This window comes from Microcoleus sp. MOSTC5 (assembly GCF_036701825.1).
In the GTDB taxonomy this organism is placed as follows: domain Bacteria; phylum Cyanobacteriota; class Cyanobacteriia; order Cyanobacteriales; family Microcoleaceae; genus Microcoleus; species Microcoleus asticus.
This window is the reverse complement of sequence record NZ_JAUBRK010000003.1, coordinates 43,487-65,157: the sequence shown is the minus strand read 5'-3', so window position 1 is coordinate 65,157 and position 21,671 is coordinate 43,487. Positions and strand designations below refer to the sequence as shown.

18 protein-coding genes and 1 pseudogene are annotated in these 21,671 nt (G+C 47.6%); 13 read left to right on the top strand and 6 right to left on the bottom strand.

The window, feature by feature from the left end; genetic code table 11:
* Nucleotides 1-200: 200 nt before the first annotated feature.
* The 12 genes from fbp (at nucleotide 201) to QUA54_RS02050 (ending at nucleotide 13,216) form a co-directional block, all read left to right on the top strand.
* Nucleotides 201-1,274, top strand: a complete 1,074-nt coding sequence (gene fbp, locus QUA54_RS02105) for a class 1 fructose-bisphosphatase (protein ID WP_172191475.1) — start codon at nucleotides 201-203, stop codon at nucleotides 1,272-1,274.
* 203 nt (nucleotides 1,275-1,477) lie between these two features.
* Nucleotides 1,478-2,632, top strand: coding sequence for a transaldolase (gene tal / locus QUA54_RS02100; protein WP_333412885.1), 1,155 nt, complete (start codon nucleotides 1,478-1,480; stop codon nucleotides 2,630-2,632).
* Between the two features lie 261 nt (nucleotides 2,633-2,893).
* On the top strand, nucleotides 2,894-4,423 hold the full coding sequence (gene zwf / locus QUA54_RS02095) for a glucose-6-phosphate dehydrogenase (RefSeq protein WP_333412883.1): 1,530 nt from the start codon (nucleotides 2,894-2,896) through the stop codon (nucleotides 4,421-4,423).
* Nucleotides 4,424-4,566: 143 nt separating this feature from the next.
* Nucleotides 4,567-5,931, top strand: a complete 1,365-nt coding sequence (gene opcA, locus QUA54_RS02090; protein ID WP_333412881.1) for a glucose-6-phosphate dehydrogenase assembly protein OpcA — start codon at nucleotides 4,567-4,569, stop codon at nucleotides 5,929-5,931.
* 284 nt (nucleotides 5,932-6,215) lie between these two features.
* A complete protein-coding gene (locus QUA54_RS02085; RefSeq protein ID WP_333412879.1) occupies nucleotides 6,216-7,790 on the top strand; it encodes a cobyrinate a,c-diamide synthase in 1,575 nt (524 codons plus the stop codon).
* Nucleotides 7,791-8,041: 251 nt separating this feature from the next.
* On the top strand, nucleotides 8,042-8,533 hold the full coding sequence (locus tag QUA54_RS02080) for an ureidoglycolate lyase (protein ID WP_333412878.1): 492 nt from the start codon (nucleotides 8,042-8,044) through the stop codon (nucleotides 8,531-8,533).
* 191 nt (nucleotides 8,534-8,724) lie between these two features.
* A complete protein-coding gene (codA, locus tag QUA54_RS02075; protein WP_333412876.1) occupies nucleotides 8,725-9,990 on the top strand; it encodes a cytosine deaminase in 1,266 nt (421 codons plus the stop codon).
* A gap of 83 nt (nucleotides 9,991-10,073) precedes the next feature.
* On the top strand, nucleotides 10,074-10,325 hold the full coding sequence (locus tag QUA54_RS02070) for a hypothetical protein (protein ID WP_333412874.1): 252 nt from the start codon (nucleotides 10,074-10,076) through the stop codon (nucleotides 10,323-10,325).
* Between the two features lie 11 nt (nucleotides 10,326-10,336).
* A complete protein-coding gene (locus QUA54_RS02065) occupies nucleotides 10,337-10,789 on the top strand; it encodes a hypothetical protein (protein ID WP_333412873.1) in 453 nt (150 codons plus the stop codon).
* A gap of 150 nt (nucleotides 10,790-10,939) precedes the next feature.
* Nucleotides 10,940-11,449, top strand: coding sequence for a KGK domain-containing protein (locus QUA54_RS02060; protein ID WP_333412871.1), 510 nt, complete (start codon nucleotides 10,940-10,942; stop codon nucleotides 11,447-11,449).
* Between the two features lie 119 nt (nucleotides 11,450-11,568).
* Nucleotides 11,569-11,745 carry a DUF4089 domain-containing protein gene (locus tag QUA54_RS02055; RefSeq protein ID WP_333413039.1) on the top strand — a complete coding sequence of 59 codons (177 nt, stop codon included), beginning with the start codon at nucleotides 11,569-11,571 and terminating at the stop codon, nucleotides 11,743-11,745.
* Nucleotides 11,746-11,758: 13 nt separating this feature from the next.
* Complete coding sequence (locus QUA54_RS02050) at nucleotides 11,759-13,216, top strand: AtzE family amidohydrolase (protein ID WP_333412869.1); 1,458 nt, start codon at nucleotides 11,759-11,761, stop codon at nucleotides 13,214-13,216.
* Between the two features lie 11 nt (nucleotides 13,217-13,227).
* Here QUA54_RS02050 and rpsU read toward each other — a convergent pair whose 3' ends face one another.
* The 5 genes and pseudogenes from rpsU to QUA54_RS02025 form a co-directional block, all read right to left on the bottom strand.
* Complete coding sequence (gene rpsU, locus QUA54_RS02045) at nucleotides 13,228-13,422, bottom strand: 30S ribosomal protein S21 (RefSeq protein WP_006632476.1); 195 nt, start codon at nucleotides 13,420-13,422, stop codon at nucleotides 13,228-13,230.
* 173 nt (nucleotides 13,423-13,595) lie between these two features.
* Nucleotides 13,596-14,730, bottom strand: a protein-coding gene (gene prfB, locus QUA54_RS02040; RefSeq protein ID WP_333201802.1) for a peptide chain release factor 2 whose coding sequence is annotated in 2 segments (ribosomal slippage) — nucleotides 13,596-14,657 and nucleotides 14,659-14,730 — 1,134 coding nt in all. Because the reading frame shifts where the segments join, the coding sequence is not laid out codon by codon here.
* Nucleotides 14,731-14,796: 66 nt separating this feature from the next.
* Nucleotides 14,797-15,813 (bottom strand): annotated as a pseudogene (locus tag QUA54_RS02035) (PCRF domain-containing protein); the annotation flags it as partial.
* A gap of 204 nt (nucleotides 15,814-16,017) precedes the next feature.
* Nucleotides 16,018-17,601, bottom strand: a complete 1,584-nt coding sequence (locus QUA54_RS02030; protein WP_333412867.1) for a tetratricopeptide repeat protein — start codon at nucleotides 17,599-17,601, stop codon at nucleotides 16,018-16,020.
* Nucleotides 17,602-17,848: 247 nt separating this feature from the next.
* Nucleotides 17,849-18,577, bottom strand: coding sequence for a Bax inhibitor-1 family protein (locus tag QUA54_RS02025; protein WP_172191479.1), 729 nt, complete (start codon nucleotides 18,575-18,577; stop codon nucleotides 17,849-17,851).
* Between the two features lie 531 nt (nucleotides 18,578-19,108).
* On the opposite strand from QUA54_RS02025, the gene QUA54_RS02020 reads away from it, so the two are divergent.
* Nucleotides 19,109-19,435 (top strand): PEP-CTERM sorting domain-containing protein, encoded by a 327-nt coding sequence (locus tag QUA54_RS02020; protein ID WP_333412865.1) that lies wholly within the window; start codon nucleotides 19,109-19,111, stop codon nucleotides 19,433-19,435.
* Between the two features lie 100 nt (nucleotides 19,436-19,535).
* Here QUA54_RS02020 and bchD read toward each other — a convergent pair whose 3' ends face one another.
* Nucleotides 19,536-21,662 carry a magnesium chelatase ATPase subunit D gene (bchD, locus tag QUA54_RS02015; RefSeq protein WP_333412863.1) on the bottom strand — a complete coding sequence of 709 codons (2,127 nt, stop codon included), beginning with the start codon at nucleotides 21,660-21,662 and terminating at the stop codon, nucleotides 19,536-19,538.
* Nucleotides 21,663-21,671: the final 9 nt, after the last annotated feature.

Below are 21,671 nucleotides of genomic sequence, written 5' to 3'. Positions count from 1 at the left end.
ATAGTCGATCGAACGCCTCACTCTTTGATAACACTTTCGATGGAGATCTAAAATTCACCTAAAGTTTATCCCCCTTTCGCAAAACCCTTCCTAAGATAGAAGTTAGGGGTCGATCGGTCTAAAAGCCGATTCAGGGGCAAGTGTCAAGGACTCCATCGAACCCAAATCCAGAGCAGCAAGACAGGGAGGACATCAAAATCATGGTAAACGCGCCGACAGGGGAAACCCGCCTGGGCCCGACCGATCAGGTGCAAGCCTTAGACCGCGATTGCACAACCCTATCCCGTCACGTACTCCAGCAACTTCACAGCTTTTCAGCAGATGCTCAGGATCTCAGTGCCCTGATGAATCGCATCGGACTAGCTGCCAAGCTGATCGCTAGGCGACTTAGCAGGGCCGGGTTAATGGCAGATGCCTTGGGGTTTACAGGGGCTGTGAATGTGCAGGGAGAATCCGTCAAAAAGATGGATATCTATGCTAATGAAGTGTTTATCTCGGTATTCCAGCAAAGCGGACTTGTCTGCCGCTTGGCTTCGGAGGAAATGGAAAAACCCTATTACATTCCCGAAAATTGTCCGATCGGACGCTACAGTCTGCTCTACGACCCCATAGACGGTTCTTCCAATCTTGACATCAATCTCAATGTCGGCTCCATATTCAGCATCCGCAAGCAAGAGGGAGACGATGCAGATGGCTCTGCTTCCGACTTGCTGCAACACGGACACAAACAAATCGCGGCAGGCTACGTGCTCTACGGCCCGAGTACCATGCTGGTTTATTCGATCGGTCAGGGTGTTCATTCCTTTACCCTCGATCCCAGTTTGGGCGAGTTTATTCTAGCTAACGAAAACATTAAGGTTCCCGATCGCGGCCCGATTTACAGCGTTAATGAAGGCAACTTCTGGCAGTGGGAGGAATCTTTGAGAGACTACATTCGCTACGTACACCGCAGCGAAGGCTACACCGCCCGGTACGGCGGGGCTTTGGTGGGAGATTTCCACCGGATTTTATTCCAGGGAGGCGTGTTTTTGTACCCCGGAACGGTCAAACAACCGGAGGGCAAATTGCGTTTGCTCTACGAATCGGCTCCTTTGGCGTTTTTGATGGAGCAAGCCGGCGGGCGGGCAAGTACCGGTATTCAAGACATCTTAGATGTAGTGCCGACCAAGCTGCACGAGCGATCGCCCTTGATTGTCGGCAGTAAAGAAAATGTAGCGATGGTCGAGTCTTTTATTCAAGATCGAGCGCGCAATCCTAGAACAGTCCAAGAGTGAAGGAAGAGGGAAGTTCGGCAACGGATTATGTAACGGATGTAACGGATGTCAGGAAGAAGGAAGAGGGTTTTAACTTATAACTTTCGACTCCCTATTACGAATTCCCGATTGCCAATTCCCGATTGCCAATTCCCCATTACCAATTTTCAATTTTCAATTTTCAAGTCCCAATTAACAGCTATCAAATTGTAGGAGTTACAGTAATGACAGCAACGCCAACGAATCACCTGTTAGAAATCAAAGAAATTGGCCAAAGTATCTGGATGGACAATTTGACTCGCGATTTGATCCAGTCCGGCGAACTCAAAAAGATGATTGAAAGTAGGGGACTGCGCGGGATTACATCTAATCCGGCTATTTTTGAGAAAGCGATCGCGGGTAATGTGATTTACGACGCGGATATCGAAGCCGGCATCCGGGCGGGTAAATCTGTAATGGAGATTTACGAATCTCTGGTATTTGAAGATATCCGCAACGCTTGCGACATCTTCGCCCCGGTTTACGCAGAGTCGAAGGGTTTGGACGGTTACATCAGTATCGAAGTGCCACCGACGATCGCCAACGATACAGAAAGCACGATTAGCGAAGCCTTGCGCTATTATCATGCGATCGGCAAAGAAAACGTGATGATTAAGATTCCGGGAACCGCTCAAGGTTTGCCCGCAGTCGAGCGAGTCATCAGCGAAGGGATTAACGTTAACGTGACTTTGCTGTTCTCGGTTGACAGCTACGTCGAAACCTTCTGGGCTTACATTCGCGGTTTGGAAGCGCGGGCGGCTAAAGGTTTGGATGTGAGCAATACTGCTTCTGTTGCCAGTTTCTTCTTGAGCCGGATCGACATCAATATCGATGGCAAGATTGACGAAAAACTCAAAAATGTCACAGATATTTCCACAAAAGCTAAACTGGAAGCAGTGAAGGGGAAAATTGCGATCGCCAATGCGAAGGTAGCTTACCAGAAGTATAAAGAGATCGTAGCGAGCGATCGCTGGCAAGCTTTAGCAGCCAAAGGAGCGAAAGTGCAGCGATTGCTGTGGGCTTCCACCAGCACCAAAAACCCCAACTACAGCGATGTCATGTACGTAGATGAACTAATAGGCCCCGACACCGTTAACACTTTGCCGCCGAACACTGTTGAAGCTTGTTTCGACCACTGCGATGTCGCACCCCGGATTGAGAACAACGTTGCAGAAGCTTACACGCTGATCGAAAGTCTCAAAGATCCCGACATCGACATCGACTTGGACAAAGTGATGGCAGACTTGCTCCTCGACGGGATTGAGAAATTCGTCAATCCGTTCCAATCCCTGATAGATTCCTTGCAAGAGAAAGTCCAGAAGTTGTCACCCGTCGCTTAGGCAGATATCTGTATCCTGAAAGGCAGAAGCATTTAGGAATCGGAATAGATAATTGTTTTGCTTCCTAAATGCTGAGTATTAAATCCTCTCTAGGAATTTTGAGATTAATGGGTTTCAAAGTTCCTAGAGAGCAAAATCATCTGCCTCCTCTAGCAGTATGAAGAAGCGATTAACTCTCTCACCCAGCAACTAGCAGAAATGACCGCAAACTATCATGGTGTCTTGGCAGGGTTAACACCACTAGAACAAGGAAAATAAATAATGGTAACGCTACTTGAAAATCCACTGCGGGTCGGTTTGCGAAAAGAACGGGTGCCGGAACCGCAAATACTGGTGATCTTCGGAGCTTCTGGGGATCTCACCCAGCGCAAACTGGTACCTGCAATTTATCAGATGAAGCGCGATCGGCGCTTGCCACCGGAAACTACCGTGGTGGGAGTAGCCCGCCGCCCTTGGAGTCACGATTACTTCCGAGAGCAAATGCGCGAAGGCATTGAAGAATTTGGCGGCGGCATTGGCAATGAAGAATTGTGGCAAGATTTCGCTCAAGGTTTGTACTACTGTCCGGGCGACATTGATAACCCCGAAAGCTATGAAAAACTCAAAGCTTTCTTAGCGGAAATCGACGAAGAAAGGAGAACTCGCGGCAATCACATATTTTATCTATCAGTTTCCCCGAACTTTTTCCCAGAAGCAATTAGGCAACTAGGCGCTGCTCAAATGCTAGTTGACCCAGCAAAACACCGCTTGGTAATTGAAAAACCCTTCGGCCGCGACTTGAGTTCAGCAAAAGCTCTCAACCGAGTCGTGCAGCAGGTTTGCCAAGAACAGCAAGTTTACCGGATCGACCACTATTTGGGTAAAGAAACTGTTCAGAATTTAATGGTGTTTCGGTTTGCTAACGCGATTTTTGAACCGCTGTGGAATCGGCAATTTGTCGATCACGTACAAATTACAGTTGCAGAAACAGTAGGCGTAGAAGACAGGGCGGGTTACTACGAATCCTCTGGGGCGTTGCGGGATATGCTGCAAAACCACTTGATGCAGATTTTCTGTCTGACGGCGATGGAACCGCCGAACTCGCTCGACGCTGACAGCATCCGCACCGAAAAGATGAAAGTTCTGCAAGCCACTCGCTTGGCAGATTTGAATAACTTGGAGTTCTCAGCGATTCGCGGTCAATATTCCGCAGGTTGGATGAAGGGCAAACCCGTGCCAGGATACCACGATGAACCGGGGGTTGCTGCCAATTCGACAACGCCGACTTTTGTGGCGATGAAGTTTATGATTGACAACTGGCGCTGGCAGGGAGTGCCTTTTTACCTGCGAACCGGCAAACGGTTGCCGAAAAAAGTTAGCGAAATTGCGATTCAGTTCCGCGAAGTTCCGCTGCTAATCTTTCAGTCCGCGGCACAACAAACTACTCCTAACGTTTTGACTATGCGCGTGCATCCCAACGAGGGGATTTCGCTGAGGTTTGAGGCGAAAATGCCGGGGCCGGATTTGCGGACGCGGACGGTGGATATGGATTTCAGTTACGGTTCTTCCTTTGGGGTGACATCTTCGGATGCTTACGATCGCCTGTTAATTGATTGTATGCTGGGCGACCAAACTTTGTTTACCCGTTCTGATGAAGTGGAAGAAGCTTGGCGGGTGGTAACGCCGGCGCTGATGGATTGGGAATCGTCCAACGAACAGGAGTTGGTTCCTAAATACGAAGCGGGTACTTGGGAACCGGCGGAAGCAGAACTGCTAATTAACAGAGACGGCCGCAAGTGGCGCAGACTTTAAAAGTCAGTCGATTTTAGATTTTAGATTTACTGCACAGATGAATCTGAGAGCTTAAACTAGGGTCTAAAATTTTGGGATCTCCAGGACTACTGAACTAATGACCAATCACTGATGACTAAAAACTGACAAAGGAGAAAAAACCGATGACGATGACACCGATTAAAGCTCCGCCTCTGGTTTCGCTGCAAAATCCTAAAGATGTGTCGCTCGACCAAATAGAGGCCGAATTGAGTCAAATTTGGGAAAGTTACAGAGAATCAGGGTCAAAGGGCGATGTTCCGATCGCTAGTAGGGCAACAACTTTTACTTTTATAGTCTACGAACCCGAAGAAACTCAGCGGTTATTAGCGGATCTGGGCTTTTACGACGGGCCGGTGGACGGTATTACCGGGCCGATGACGGCCTCTAGCATCAGGGCGGCTCAAAAAGCTTACGGGCTGCCGAGAACTGGCAAACCTAACGCTGAATTGCTGGCGACTTTGCGGGAAGAAGTGGCTCGCAAAAATTCAAAAGGCGAGGAGATGGGCTCGAGTGGTTTGGGTTCCGGGGGTTCGGGCGTGGCTGATGCGATCGTGGCTGCCAATCCCTGCCGGATTATTGCTCTGTGCCCGACGGCGGGGGAAGATACGGGCGTACAGGCTCAAGTGGCTGCTTATTGTCCGGTTCACCAGCGCACCACTGGCAATCTGATCTGCTGCGAGTACATTACGCTGCGGGGTACGGAAGCTGCTTTGGAACGTGTGAGCGGCATCGTGACGGCGCTGACGATCGCCAATTTGCCGACGCTGCTGTGGTGGAAAGCGAATCCTGATGCCGATCGAGTTTTGTTCCAGCGGCTGGCGACAATTAGCAGTTCTGTGATTGTTGACTCTAGCAGCTTTGCCGAGTGTGAAGCGGAATTGCTGTTGATGCAAAGTCTGATGGAAGATGGAATTCCGATCGCGGATCTCAATTGGCGCCGGCTGGCCGCGTGGCAAGAGTTGGCTGCTGAGGCTTTTGACGCCCCGGAACGCCGCGCTGCGATTCGGGAAATCGATCGGGTGACGATCGATTACGAACAGGACAATTCTACGCAAGCGCTGATGTATTTGGGTTGGCTGGCGAGCCGGCTTCAGTGGCGTCCTGTTGCTTTCAAACAGGAAGAGGGCGATTACCAAATCAAGCGAATTAAATTCGCAGGACCGGACGAACGGTTTGTAGAAGCGGAGTTGGCTGCTATTCCTACTGCTGATACGGGCGATGTCCCGGGCGATTTGATTGCTCTGCGTTTGAGTTCTACGAACGAAAAAGCTGACTGCGGTACGGTTCTGTGTTCGGAAGTGGGCGGCTGTATGCGGATGGAAACGAAGGGTGGCGCTCAAACCGATCGGTTTAACCAGGTGAGTCCTCTGTTCGATCAGGTGACGGAACAGTTGCTGGGCCAGCACTTGCAGAGTTGGGGCCGAGATGTGCTTTACGAAGAAAGTTTGGCAGTGACGGCTCAAATACTGAAGTTAGCTAAGCGGTAAAAAGAAGGAAGAGGGAAGAAGGAAGAGGGAAGAAGGAAGAGGGAAGAAGGAAGAAGGAAGAAGGATTGAGTTAATATTCAGTGGGGCAGGCAATGTCTGCCCTACTTTTTTGGAAGTTGTGAGTTAGAAGCTATGAGTTTTGAATTAATAATGTTCTTTGACTCCCAACTCTAAATTACTTCCCAAAAGCCACGAAATTACCACTATTCTTCTCATTCTTCCTTCGCGCCCTTCGCGTCTTCGCGGTTAGTTAAATATGTATTTTTTGTAAATAATTTAGAACTATGGCTTTAGTAATTGCTGGCGAACGCAGCGGTGCGGGAAAGACTACTGTAACGATCGCCCTTTTAGCTTATTTAATCCGCCGCGGCTTGAATGTTCAATCTTTTAAGGTTGGTCCCGATTACATTGACCCGATGTTTCACGCATTTGTTACTGGTCGCCCCTGTCGGAATTTAGACCCGGTATTAACGTCTGAATCTTATGTAAAAAAGTGTTTTTCTCGTCACATTCAAGATGTCGATTATGCCTTAGTTGAAGGGGTGATGGGACTATTTGATGGGGTTTCTCGGAAGAAAGAAGCAGAAAGTTCGGCAACGGATTTCGTAACGGATAGAAGTTCGGCAACGGTTGTACGAGATGTAAACGATGTAAAGGATTTAACGGATTTAAGCAAGCCAGAAGGAAAACAACACTATTCTATTTCCTTTGCTTCTACGGCTCATGTTGCTCATTTGCTGAATTTGCCGGTATTGTTTGTGATAGATTGCAGCAGGCTCTCTGGTTCTGTGGCTGCGATCGCCCACGGTTTTCGTTCTTTTAACCCTAACCTTAAATTCGCTGGTTTGGTGCTGAATCGGGTGGCGAGCGATCGACATTTGGAGTTGCTTCAAGATGCTCTAAAACCGCTCAATTTACCTATTTTGGGGGTTTTGCGTAGGGATGAGGCTGTTACTATTCCCGATCGACATTTGGGTTTGATTCCTGCTGAGGAGTTGCCGAATCTTCATGCTGCGATCGATAAACTGGCTGATTTGGCTGCTGTTAGTTTTGACTGGGAGCAACTTTTGCCTTTGTTGGCTGCAACTCGAATGGGGGGGGGTGAGGGGTCAGAGCAACTTTTGGATAGGCACAGTCTCCCTTCAGGAATTGAAGCTCAAAAAGATGATGTTGTCAACTCTTTGGGAAAACAATTTGGAGTGAGGATTGCAGTTGCGCGCGATCGGGCTTTTAATTTTTACTATCAGGATAATCTTGATTTGTTGGAAGAGTTGGGTGCGGAGTTGGTATTTTGGAGTCCGCTTGATGATGCTGTTTTTCCTGACAATGTGCGAGGGTTATATTTTGGTGGCGGTTTTCCCGAAGTTTTTGCTCAAAAATTGAGCGGTAATATTTTAATTCGGGATGCAGTAAGAAGTGCGATTTTTTCGGGAATGCCGACTTATGCGGAGTGCGGCGGTTTGATGTATTTGTGTGATTCTATTGTAGACTTCGATGGCAATTTTTGGCCAGGCGTGGGAGTTTTGGAAACTGCTGCTGCGATGGGAAAGCGGTTGACGCTGGGATACCGAGAAGCTGTGGCGGTGAGGGATAGTTCGGTGTTAACTGCTCTCGATCGGGTTTGGGGACATGAGTTTCATCGATCGCATTTAACTGTGGAACCGAGTAATCCAGTTTATCACAGTTGGAGGTATGGGAAACGGGGGGAAGTTGAAGCGGTTGCTGAAGGTTGGGGAGTTTGTCAGGTGCACGCTTCTTATTTGCATTTGCATTGGGGTGCTCGGCCTGATATTCCGGCTCGTTTTTTGCAGCAGTGTGCTGATTTTGATTGTAAGGGTAATTTGGGCGATCGGACTTAATTAATATTTTTTTAACCAACCGCAAAGACGCTAAGAACACGTTCGGCGAAGCCGTTCCCGAAGGGTAGGAAGAGAAACAAGAGGAAGCAGAAGATAGGTAATGTCTGTAGCGCTTTGGCAGTAAATCAATTAAGTTTTTTGTGGAACAAGTATAAAAGCCTATTCCTGGCTGTACCCTGTGTAAAAATTAAGTGATCTTACTATTTATATTAGAATATTTATGACGGAGAAAGCTAGGGATGTTGGGATTTATGAATGAATCACTTTCGACTAAGCAGTTGTCCGCAAAATTCGTGACACCGGAGAATTTTCGGAGTTACGGTCAAGTTATCTTTGCGGCTGTTGATGGCAAGTCTTTCGATGCTGAGGAAGCTCAGTTAAACTTGCAAAAAGGCATTCCTAGATTTTACATTATGCGGCTGCAAAACAAAGGTCGCAAGTTTGGCAAAATTACACGGCACGTTGAATGTACTCAGTGTTTGGGTTCTTTGGAGGGGAAGGATTGGTTGATAGCGGTTGCGCCTCCTGGGGATAGCGATAAACCGAGTTTAGAGGATATGGCTGCTTTTCGGATTCCGGGCAATTGTTTTATTAAGTTAGATGTGGGGACTTGGCACGCTGGGCCGTATTTTGATGCGGATTTTGTTGATTTTTACAATTTGGAATTGAGCGATACTAATGTGGTTGACCATTTTACCTTTGATTTTGTGAAAAATCACAATCTGGAGTTTGAGATTGTTTGATATTGCGATTTGTAGTTGCGCTTTTTTCTGGGTGATTATTGTTATAGGTTGGTTTTTTGAGTAATATTTTTTAACCGCAGAGGGCGCAGAGGACGCAGAGGAGGAGAAGGAGGGAATTTTTTTTGCCTCACTAAGCTGAATCGCCACTAGGAAGTATAAAGTTTACAAGTGTTAAAATAGGTGCAATTGTCATGCCTGAGCAAAAGTATAGCATTGTTCTGCGCGAATGTCGTTTGTTAGGTGCGATCGACAGTCAAACAGTGGATATCGCCATAGATGGGGACAAAATAGCCGCCGTAGCGCCGCAGATTCCCGAATTGGGAGAATCCGAAATCGACATTCAAGGCAAATTAGTCAGTCCTCCTTTTGTGGAGTCGCACATTCATCTCGATTCGGCTTTGACTGCGGGGGAACCGCGATGGAATCAAAGCGGCACTTTGTTCGAGGGAATTCAAATTTGGGGGGAACGTAAGCAAAGTTTAACTCTGGAAGATGTCAAAAAACGGGCTGTTGAAACTTTAAGGCTGCAAGCGTCTCAAGGGATTTTGTTTGTCAGGAGTCACGCTGATGTTAGCGAACCGACGCTGACAGCTTTGCAAGGACTTTTAGAAGTTCGAGAACAAGTCAAAGATTGGATGACTCTGCAAGTTGTGGCTTTTCCCCAAGACGGGATTTACGGAAGTCCAGAAAATGACAAACTTTTAGAGAAATCTTTGGATATGGGTGCGGATGCTGTGGGGGGGATTCCGCATTATGAGTTGACGCGGGAAGATGGGGTGAAGTCGGTTGAGCGAATTTTTGAGCTTGCTGAAAAATACAATAGATTAATAGATGTTCACTGCGATGAAATCGATGATGAACAGTCGAGATTTTTGGAAGTTGTAGCAGCTTGTGCGATTAGAAGCGGGGCTGGTTCGCGGGTGACAGCTAGCCACACGACGGCTTTCGGTTCTTATAACAATGCTTATGCTTTTAAGCTGATGGGAAGTTTGGCCAAATCTGGAATTAATTTCATCGCCAATCCTTTAATTAATATCACCCTGCAAGGCCGCGCTGATACTTATCCCAAACGCCGTGGTGTGACGCGAGTTAAGGAGTTGTGGCAGCAGGGATTGAATGTGAGTTTTGGCCACGACTGCGTGCAAGATCCTTGGTATAGTTTAGGTACGGGAAATATGTTGGATGTCGCTCATATGGCGGTTCATGTTTGTCAGATGACGGGAATGGCTGAGATTGCAGCTTGTTTTGATATGGTGACTGTCAAGGGTGCTAAAACTCTCAATTTGGGAGATGAGAATTATGGGATAGATGTGGGTAAACCTGCAAATTTGATTGTGTTGGATGCTGAGGATTGTTATGATGCAATTAGGAGGCGCGCTGCGGTTCGGTATGTGATTTCGCGGGGTAAGTTATTGGCGGAAACTGCACCTGCTAAAATTAGTTTTTATGGTATGTGACAAACAATATTTGAAGCTGTTAAATTGTGAATCAAGGTGCTATTCCCAATGAGAGTCCCAGAAATTTGCAGGAGCAACTTCTGTTGCAAGATGCTAAGGCTGGTAATTTTAGAGCAATTCAGGGCGGCCCTGACGATATACTAGGGGATGTTTCCAGACTGGTTGCCCTCTATGGAGGTAATCCCGAAGACTGGTACAAAATAACTAGCATTCAGGCTTTTGTAATTAATGGAGCTTCCGTACAAGTGCACTGGTTTGAAAATGCAAAAATTTTCCAACAAGTTGAATTAAAATTTAAACGACAATATCCTAAAATAGCACCTAAGAATTTATAGGTAGACAAGTTATGATTGTTCGCTGTATTGCTAATACTGGGGAAGTTCTGCCGGAAAATTATATCGATCCGGCAAGAGGTTATACGAAAAAGGTTGAATTGCCGTTGACTGTTGGCAAGGAATATGTTGTTTATGCAATCCGATCGTGGCAGGGAATAGTTTGGTACTATATTTGTGATGATAATTACAGCTATTATCCCATACAGACTCCGGCACCGCTGTTTGAAGTAGTTGATAACCGAGTTTCTAAGTATTGGCAGTTTATGCTTGACCCGAATGGGGTGTTAAGGTTTGCTTTTGAGCAGTGGTTTACTGACCCTTGTTTTTATGATAAACTAACGGATCAGGAAGAGGCGGAGGTTGAGATTTTTGAGAAGGTTAAGGAATTAATGGATGCTGAGGATTTTACTTTGCCTCCGCTGGGTGTTGCCGTTGAGAAGTTGCGGGAAACTGTCAGTGCTTGAGTTGGGAACAAACATCGAACCGGGCTGAGTTCATGAAATCTGCTAAACAAGCAGACATAAAAAAGGTTAAGATAGTTGTATTCCTAGGGGCGACACTCCCACGGGAACATTTGTAACTCCTGGTTCTACAGGGATGAGATTTAAAGATACATGACAGAATCTAATTTTATGAGTGATAAATTTCAACCACTAGACCGCGATGATGAGGTTTTGTTATTCGACAACAATAATACATTTACAGTGGGCAAATTTAAGGTTTTAATGAGTCAACAATTTCAGGAAAAGTTTTTAAGAAGTTATCACGAAAAACCTAGTTATAAGGGTGGTCTTTCTCAAGAACGTACTGATATTAAATCGGACTTAAGCACTATCTCATTTGATTCTGGAGGTTTTATCTGCAGTGAGATTCAATGGAAATGTATAAAAGCAGTAAATTGTAAACTTCTCAAAGTGGGTTCTGGAGGATGGCAGGAAGGAAAATTGAGAATGCAGGCAAAAGTCGTAAATTCATATTACGAAAATGATGATTATAAAAAGTATAATAAAGCTGTTCTTGATATATGTATAGAATTCAGTCCCGATATACCAAATGAATCTATATCACCTTTAGATGATATCAGACAATCCGAGGAATACAAAAAACTGAGCAATAATAACTGACTGCCCGATCGCGATTACAATACAATAATCGATCGCACCTATATCTGAACCTTAGCTTTTTAACCGCAGATGAGGGCAGATGTACGCGGATGAACGCTGATGTTGTTTGGGATGGATTAATGACAAATATAGAAGAATATGTCGATCGCACCGCTGAACTGATAAACTTACCCTTAGACCCGGAACACCGCCCCGGTGTTGTGGTAAACTTCGAGAGAATAGCTGCGATCGCCCAACTCGTTACTGAATTCCCCCTGCCCCACGAAATCGAAGCTGCGCCAGTGTTTGAACCCTGATTTTTAACCGCAGATGAACGCAGATGAACGTAAATTTTTAGCACAAGCGGATGCAGTCGCCACAGCATCAGCGGTTAAAAGTGGTAAAATTACAGCGACAGCGGTTGTGACTGCGGCATTAGAACGAATTGCCGATCGAGATAACGTCCTCAATTGCTTTACTGCAATCACTGCATCAAGCGCACTCGCAGCAGCCGAAAATATAGATAATTCGATCGCAAATAACCAAAACCCAGGCCCTTTAGCAGGCGTTCCCTTCGCTGTCAAAAACCTGTTCGATATCGGCGGAATTACCACCCTAGCTGGGTCAAAAATCAACGCTGACAATCCTCCGGCTACCCAGGACGCGGCTGTGGTCGCCCGACTAAAACAAGCCGGGGCTGTACTCGTGGGTACGCTAAACATGGATGAGTACGCCTACGGTTTCGTCACCGAAAACAGCCACTACGGGCCGACTCGCAATCCCCGCGATACTGCGCGCATCGCCGGCGGTTCCAGCGGCGGTTCCGCAGCAGCAGTCGCCGCCGGTTTTGTACCCATCACTCTCGGTTCTGATACTAACGGTTCCATCCGCGTACCGGCTGCTTTGTGCGGTGTCTTTGGGTTTAAGCCTACTTACGGCCGTTTGTCCAGGGCTGGCGCTTATTTATTTTCGGGTAGTTTGGATTGTGTGGGGCCGTTTGGGCGATCGATCAGAGATATGGCGCTGCTGTACGATATCCTGCAAGGCCCTGATTCTCGTGACCCTGTTTGCACTCAACGCCCGCCAGAACTTTGTTCGTCGCAGTTAAATCAAGGCATCGAAGGATTGAGAATTGCTGTTGCTGACGGGTATTTCGCCACAGGGGCCGAACCGGAAGCAATGGATGCTGTAGAAAGAGTCGCTAAAGCCTTGACAAATGTCTTGGATTGTGGTCAAACAGAAAAAACAACAAACCCCCCAAAAATAGGGGGGCTTGCAACTGTCAGCATACCGGAATCCGATCGCGCCCGGGCTGCGGCATTTATCATTACCGCTTGCGAGGGGGGAAACTTGCATTTGGACAATTTACGATCGCGCCCTCAAGACTTCGATCCGGCGACGCGCGATCGCTTTTTAGCGGGAACCCTGATCCCTGCGACTTGGTACTTGCAAGCCCAGAGATTCAGACAGTGGTACCGCGATCGAATTCGCGAAATATTCCAACACACAGACATCATCCTCGCACCCGCAACCCCGATAGCTGCCCCTGAAATTGGCGTCGAGAAAATGGTAATAGCCGGACAAGAAATCTTAGTGCGTCCCAATCTCGGACTGTTCACCCAACCCCTATCATTTATTGGCTTGCCCGTTCTTTGCGTGCCCGTACAGCGGCCCGGCGCTTTGCCCTTGGGGGTACAAATTATTGGTGCTCCCTACAGCGAAGCGGTGATTCTCCGAGTCGCTGCGGTACTAGAATCGCAAGGCATTATATCTGCCGAATCAATTTAGTGCTAATAATTCTAGGGTTTGTTGTTGCGGTGAAAGCGTCTCTTAGTCCTTCTGGCAATAGCTTTGCGCTTCTGCTTTTCCAACGGGGTTTCAAAGTGGCGGTGCTTTCTCATGTCGGGGAAAATACCCGCTTTGGAAACTTGTCGCTTAAACCGTCGCAGGGCTGACTCAATCCCTTCATTTTCGCCTATTACAACTTGGGTCATTATTTCTCCTTAGTGTTTGTCAGATCAAGTTTTATCATATCAAGGTTTTTGACCGCGCGACCTGTTGAAGGTCGGGCGATCGGCCAAAACCCCAAAATTATACCAAATCCGCTGCCATCACCGCTCTTGATTCTTTAGTCCGCGCAGGCGGACTTTGTATGTCAAAGCGCGAATTATATTCGCGCGGTTGAATCGGTTTGGGCTATCAACTGATTTTCCTGCCGCAGGTAAGCTTGAATAAACGGGTCTAATTCGCCGTTCATCACATCTTCGATGGCCGTTGTTTCGACTCCTGTACGCAAATCCTTGACCATTTGGTATGGGTGAAAAACGTAATTGCGAATTTGGTTGCCCCAAGCCGCCTCCACCATGTCGCCGCGAATCTCGGCAATTTCCGAAGCCCGCTGTTCCTTAGCAATCACCAACAGTCTAGCCTTGAGTAATGCCAGAGCTTTTTCCTTATTTTGCAACTGACTGCGTTCTTCTGTGCAGCGGACGGCCAAGCCAGTAGGAAGGTGAACGATGCGGACTGCGGTTTCTACCTTGTTAACGTTTTGCCCGCCCTTGCCACCAGCGCGGGAAGTCGTGATTTCCAAATCCTTTTCGGGAATGTCCAACTTGACGGATCGATCGAGAACTGGCATCACTTCAACGCCAGCAAAACTGGTTTGACGCTTGTCGTTAGCATTAAAAGGCGAAATTCTGACCAAGCGGTGAGTGCCTTTTTCCGATCGCATATAACCGTAAGCGTAACGGCCGACAATTTCCAAAGAAGCCGATTTAACACCTGCTTCCTCTCCCTCGGAAATTTCCATTAAATGTACTTTGTAACCTTGACTTTCCCCCCAGCGGGTGTACATCCGCAGCAGCATTTCGGCCCAATCTTGAGCATCTGTGCCGCCGGCCCCGGCGTTAATCGTCAAAACAGCGCCGCCTTCATCGTAGGGTCCCGATAGTAATTGTTGCAGTTCCCACTGGTCGAGCTCGCGGGTTAACTGAGAAAGACTCGATGAGGCTTCTTGGAACAGGGACTCGTCGGCTTCTAACTCCAGCAGTTCTAAAATAGCTTTAGCATCTTCCAAGCTCGTTTGCCAGCCGCGGTATTGGTCTAAATGAGATTTGAAGTCATTAAGTTCTTGGAGGGTTTCTTGAGCTCGATCTTGGTCGTCCCAAAATGCTGGTTGGGCGCAGATTTGCTCTAAGTCTTGAATTTTGGCTGTAAGTGCAGGGATGTCAAAGATAGTCCTGGGTTGTACCCAGTCGATCGGACAATGTTTCGATATTGTGTTTGATATCTAGAACTTCCACTGTGAGTTCTCCTAGTTGTGGGGTGTATTTTTGAGTTTAGCTGAAATTTTGCTCTAAATGTGCAAATCAATTTTTCAGCAGCACACCAGCTTTGATAAATGAGTCAAGTTTGCCGTCGAGCACCTCGGCGACGGCTGTTGTTTGGATTCCTGTACGGAGATCCAGAACTTTGCCCGGATTCGCGCTGTCGCTGGCAAATTGATATTCCCGAATTGGTTGGTTAAGGAGTATTTTTAGGCGATCGCACCGAATGTCTGCAATTTCTGCAACTTCTTGCCTTTGCATAATAGCAAACAGTTTGCTGGTGAGAACCGCCAAAGCGTTTTCTCTATTTTTCCGTTGCACCCGATCCTGATTAGATATTGCAGAAATACCCGTAGGAAGATGAATAATCTTCACGTAAGGTCGGATAATCGAAGTCTGGTGGGGGGAAGGCCACATTATTTCTAAATCCTGCTGTGGAATCTCCTCTTCCACATACATTGGTACAACTTCCACCGTCGCTGGACTAGCGCGCTTTCTGGTAATATCAAAAGGCGATGTACGTTTCAGTAGATGCACTCCTGTTTCTGACTTTAGATAGCCGTAAGCGCAACGTCCGTCTATTGCCACAGTTGCAGACTTAACTTCTGCTCTTGCCAAAGTTGCAGAATTAATTCCTATATATGTCGTCGATACGAAATCTTCAACTAACGCAACTCTATAGCCTTGGTTCTGTCCCCAACGATAGTACATTGTCAGCAACATTTCTGCCCATTCTCGAGCATCTAAGTCATCTATTGCTGCATTAATTATCAGGTAGGCTCCATTTTTGTCGCACGGCCCGCTCAAGGATTGCTCTAATTCACACTCTTCGAGAGAGCAGTTGAGTTGAGCTAAATTAGTTTGAAGTTCTTGCTCTAATTCCTCGTCTGCTTGAAATTCGAGTAACTCCAGTGCTGCTGTAGCATCTGCCAAAATTGTTTGGCACTGGTTGAGTTTTGCCTGGTAGGATTGGAGTGCCTCTAGTTCTTGAAGTAGCCGTTCGCCTGTATTGATGCTTTTGCCAGATTCCGGCTGTGCTGCTAGCTGTTGTAACTTTTGGCTTTCGGCGGTTAATGCTGAGCTAAAGACAGTCTTGTAGGCCCGTTAGGCGATCGGACAAAGTTTCGATATTGTGTTTGATGTCTAGAACTTCCACTGTGAGTTCTCCTAGTTGTGGGGTGTATTTTTGAGTTTAGCTGAAATTTCGACATTTCAGCAATTAATCTGTGTATCCGTGTGCAAATCCGTGTCGTGCCTTCCTTCTTAGATATACTGCGAACCTGTTGAATTGAAAGTTTTACCGCATTCGTGAGCGCATACGTCCAACCTTTTAGAACAGGAAAAACTTTTTGTGAGGTCTTCGCGAAACCAATCTCTGGCGATCGCATCTTTCACCGATTGAGTTCTGAGAGAATTAAAACCATTTCCGTACTTTTCAATTAAAGCCAGCATTTGCGGTCTGTAAGTGTGGTTATAAACAGCGTATTTAGTATGGCTTACCCAACAGCAAGGCCAGAGTTCCGCTTCAAAACTGATGAAAATTTCTTTGGTGGCTTGAGTTTGACAGCTAATTTCTACATTACGGTAGTAATTGTTTAGGCTACCAAATGTTTCTACAGCTTGGAGAAATTGGTCTCCCTGGGGATTTTTATATTGTTCTAACGATGGGGGTTGGAGTTCTTCGCTGGCTGGCTTTGATGGGACAGAAGGAGTTGTTTCTGGTGCTTGAGAGGTTTCGATAGCTATAGCTTGATACCAAGCATAATTTGCTTTTTCTGGTTGCCCCAACTGCGTCAACACTTTAGCTAAATTGCGATAAGCTCCGGCAAAATTGGGTTTAAGCTCGATCGCCTTTTGGTAATAAGCACTAGCTGGCTGCCACTGTTGCTGTTGAGCATAAAGACTGCCTACATTAGCATAAACTTCGGGAAAATTAGGCTGAATTTTTAGGGCTTTGGCGTAACAGTCTGCTGCTGCTTGCATCTTCCCCAAACCTTGAACAGCATTGCCTAAAGTTTTCCAGGCTGCTGCAAAATTAGGTTGAATTTTTAGGGCTTGTTGGCTGGCTGCGATCGCATCTGACAGTTGCCCTTGTTTCAAGCATTCCTCAGCTTGTCGGTGGAACTGAAGCGCGGCCTGTTCTTGATGCTGAGGGGCTGCTACATTAGCTGTTGCTGGTTGGTTTGGGCGATCGCTCTTAGCATCTACCTGAGAGTTTTCTGCCTTCTGAGGCTGTTGATTGGCGGACTCTTTGTCATAAATCTCTTTCGCCACAAAACGAGAGGTAGCTTTCGGTACAAACTCGACAAATCCTAATTGTTGGGCTAAATCCCGTGCTGCTTCTACTTGGTGCTGGTTGTGTTCAAATATCAAGTAGTGCCATACAGCTTTTCCGCCAGCTTGGATAAAGGCATTAACCGACTGCATTATCCTGTCCCAGTTGGTATTTTGGCGGTAGATGCTGTTAGTATCAGCCAACCCGTCGATACTAAAAATTACGCGATCGTGTTCTCCTGTCATCGCCTTTGCCAGGGCTTGCCACCAGTCTGGATTGCGTCCGCTACCGTTGGTGTACAGGGAGATATGAGGAACTCCCATGCGGTGCAAATATTCGATCGCCGGAATTGTAGTATTGCTAGTCATAGCATCGCCGTAGTTGCCGCACATATAAACCAAATCCAACTGAGAGCAAAACTCTTGTGGGAAAATTCTCTCAATATCCTCCATCTTTAATTCCGCCCCCGGCAAAATCGGGTTGCCGGTGCGGGGACACTGGGGGCAAGCTGCATTGCACCTGGAGGTAATTTCTACGCTGACTCTCCTGATATCTTCATATTTTAAGTACATGAGTTTTCCCCAATTAATTTGTGATTAATATTGAAATCGCGATCGACAGAATTAGATAACAAGAGCTTTGATTGAGTGATTAAAAAGTAACATTATACCTCATGTCTGCAGGCTTGGAACATAATATAATTTTTTTTTATCATAGACAGAGGACGCAATGAGGACTATCTTGATTCGCAATCTTAATCAAAAACCGCGGCCGGATATCGATCGAGCCGCGGTTTTTTTTAAGCTAAAGTTTCAATTATTAATCGCGGCTGTTGATAGCAATCAGCAGGCGCAGAATAAAGATGAACAAGTTGATGTAGGTCAAGTACATCGACAGAGCGGCGGGCAAATACTGGTCGTCGCGGTAGCTGCGGGGTAATATGTAAAAATCGACGATCGCAGCGCCGGCGAACAGAAATACGCCGATGCCGGAAATGCCAATTTCCAACCAAGTTGGGGTGTAGATGCCAAATACAGAGAGCAGAACCTGACCGACAACGACGACGAACAAAGCAATGACACCTAAACTGATAGTTTTGGTGAGGGCCATGCCGTCTGTTTCGGACAAGTTGGAGCCAATTTGGCGGGCGGCGATAAAGGTAATGCCGCAGCCGAGTGCTGCAAAACCGATCCCGGAGATGCCGACGCCTTGGGTTCTGAGGGCTGTAAATACCAATCCGCTGAGGGTGTAGCCCGAAAGCAGGCTGTAGGTTGCCAGCAGGGGCAAAGCGGTATTTTTGTTGCCTTGTTCGGCGGCACCGCGGGCGACGAAGAACAGAATTAATTCTACTACGATCGCGGCGATGAAGGTGGGAAAGAATATCCCGGGATAGTTGCGGATCACTCCGAGGCCGCCGTAGGCGCCGACAGCAGTTAAGACGAGTCCGCCGCCCACGAAGGGGAGAGCGTTGGAGATGACGTTGGGGCCTACGAGGGCGTGGTTTTTCGCCTCGCGCACGGCTTCGCGAAAATTGCTTGTGTTACTCACGAGGATTTACCTAATTTTGGCTGAGAATTGCTATCTATATTTTGACAGCTTTACAGTTTGTTTGCAAAACCTGAAAGAGTTTAAAGATTTGATAAAGAACGGGGGTGAAATCACTCCAAAGCAGGGATCGATTGTTTATAATTGACTGCGTACAAGTCTGTGCCGTGTTGCCCTCACGCACCGTTGCGCGTCGCTGCAGAGCTATAATTAAGGTTCAAGGGCCGGCGCTATCTGCGGGAGGGGCAAGCTGAGAGTGGATGGAATCGCAGATAGGCGAGATCAATCAATTTTGGATTTGGGATTTACGATTTGGGATTGAGGACTCTATGCTAGAAGCAGGGGCCGCAGTTGATTTTAGGTTTTTGATTTGGGGCTTAGTTGAAACTAGGGACAGGAAACCCCAACAATCTAAAATCTAAAATCTCAAATAGCTTGGGTTAGTTGCTAAGGTAGCTCAGACAGGGAAGGCCCAAAAAATTAACGATCGAGAGATCGAGTTCGATCGACAAAATGCTAAACAGGTAATGTCCAATGCCCACCTTTTTTCCTAGCAAATTATTGCCAACTGCCGCCGGAATTTTATTGGCTGCCGCCGCTGTGATTTCAGGCAGTCAAGCTGCCCTTGCAGCTAATGTCCAAGCCGTTTCTACCGCTGCTTCACGGCAGGGTTCAGAAAATTTGTTGCTGGCTCAAATCAGTCAACTCCGCGAAGGTACAACTTCTCCAAGCCCTAGCCCGGGAACCGTAACGCCGGTGCCTCTGCCCGTAAGAATTCCTGAGCCTTCGACCGTGGTAGGGTTGGGTTTAATTGCGGGTTCGCTGGCGGTGACTCGCCGGAGAGTGAGAGTTAAAAATTAGACTTTTTGCCAAAATCCGAGTGTTTGATTGTTAACCGCAGAGGTAACACAGGCGTGAGGCCCGTGTCCATAAATGCGGGTGGAATCTCGATTTAAGAATTTTAGCCGATCGCGTCGCGCAGAGCATTTTTAGTCATAGCTGCGATCGACTGTTCAGTAGCTTTCGGCAAGTGATAGTATTTCCCCCCAGAAGTCTTGGCCAACTCCTTCGCAAAGCCAGTCGAAATAAACTTGCTCTCGGTATCAATCACCAGCAACTGCATTCCCAAACCGCGAATTTTCGCAGCAATTTCTAACAATTCCTTCTTAATATCCGGCTTTTCTCCATCTACAATCGGTTCGCCCAAAGAACGAGCCAAAGGAATATTACCGCGTCCGTCGGTAATGGCGACAATCGCAACTTGACCGACATCTCCAGACTGCCGCGCGTTGACTCCGACGCGGACGGCTTGAGTCAAACCGTGGGCCAGGGGGGAACCGCCGCCGCAGGGCAACCGTTCCAAACGCTTGCGGGCCAAGGCTATCGAGCGAGTCGGCGGTAGCAGCACTTCTGCTTGTTCTCCGCGAAAGGGAATCAGAGCAACTTGGTCGCGGCTTTGATAAGCTTCTGTGAGTAGCTGCATGACTGCACCTTTGGCCGACTGCATCCGGTTGAGCGCCATCGAACCGGAAGCATCGACGACAAATACGACTAAAGCTCCAGCTTTTCTGGCCAAGCGCTTCGCCCGAATGTCTCCCTGTTCCACAAATACACGGCGCTCAACCCCCCCTTGCCCGGGGGGTTGACTCGCCTGTTGCCCCCCCGCAGCTTGGGGGGGGTGAGAATTCCTGTCGCGGCGGGCTTTTTGGTAGGGTGCGGCGGCTCTGAGGGTGGCGTCAACGGCGATGCGGCGGACGGGGCCTTTGGGCAATACTGGCTTGACGTAACGGCCTCTATCTTCGGAGAAAATGGTGCTTCTGCTGCCGGATTTGCCTTGGCGGTTGGCGGCTTGGGCGAAGAAAAGCACGCTGGGGTCAAGAATTACTCCTTCGGGGTCGAAGAGAAATTCTTCGGGAATGGTATCTTTTTCTGGTTCTTCTTCAGGTTCCGGGTTGTCTTCATCCTCTTGGTCTTCTTCGTCTTCTTGCTCGTTTTCTGGTTCGTCTTGTTCTTGTTCTGACTGCTTTTGGGGAGGCGGTGGGGGGGGAGGAGGAGGAGAGTTTTCGTCTGGGGGAGTTTGGATGATGGTGGCGCGGGGTACGATGACTAATTCTACGGCGCGGCGCAGGTCTTCGGCGTTAACTTCTGTGCGTCCCTCGATGGCTGCGGCGGCTTTGGCGACGCGGACTGCGAATATTTCGGCGCGGTGTCCTTGAACGCCGCCGCGGATGGCTTCTTCTACTAGGTAGGCAATTTGTTCGCGTTTAATGCTGACATCTTTGAGCCATTCTCTGGCTAGGATGATTTGGGTTTTGAGGTTGTCGGTATCTTCGCTGTATTGATTGAGGAATTCTTGGGGGGAGCTGGAGTAAGATAAAGCTTGTTCTACTGCATAGACTCTTTCTTCTAATTCGAGTGCTGCGTCGGCTGAAAGTACGATCGCAATTCGATCGAGCAAATGTTCTCGGAGCGGCCCTTCTTCGGGGTTGTAAGTGGCGATAAATAGAGGTTTGCAGGGGTGTTGGAAGCTAATACCTTCGCGTTCTATTTGGTTGCGTCCTTCGGTTAATACTGTTAGCAATTGGTTGGAAATATTGTCATCGAGGAGGTTAATTTCATCTACATAAAGTACGCCTCGATTTGCTTGGGCTAAGAGTCCTGGTTGAAATACGGTTTGGCCGAATTTTACTGATTGTTCGACATCGACGGAACCTAAGAGTCTGTCTTCGGTGACACCCAAAGGAATTTGAATGAATGGTGTGGGAATTATTTCTGTATTTGGCGAATTAGTATCGGTAGTGTGGGCATCTTGCCCGCTTTCTTCCAATAGAGAAGATGCCTTTTGTTCAATATTTTCAGTAGGTTCGGCGTTGCAAAAAGAGTCTTTAACAATTTCAATGGGCGGCAGTAAGGAGTGCAAGGCGCGGGCCATTACTGATTTTGCTGTGCCGCGGCGGCCTGCGATCGCAACTCCTCCCAATCCGGGATCGACTGCTGCTAACAGCAGGGCTAATTTGATTGCTTCTTGCCCGACTACGGCGGTGAGGGGAAAGGCTGTGGTGGAAGGGCTAAGGTTGGCTGCGGGCATAGGATTTTC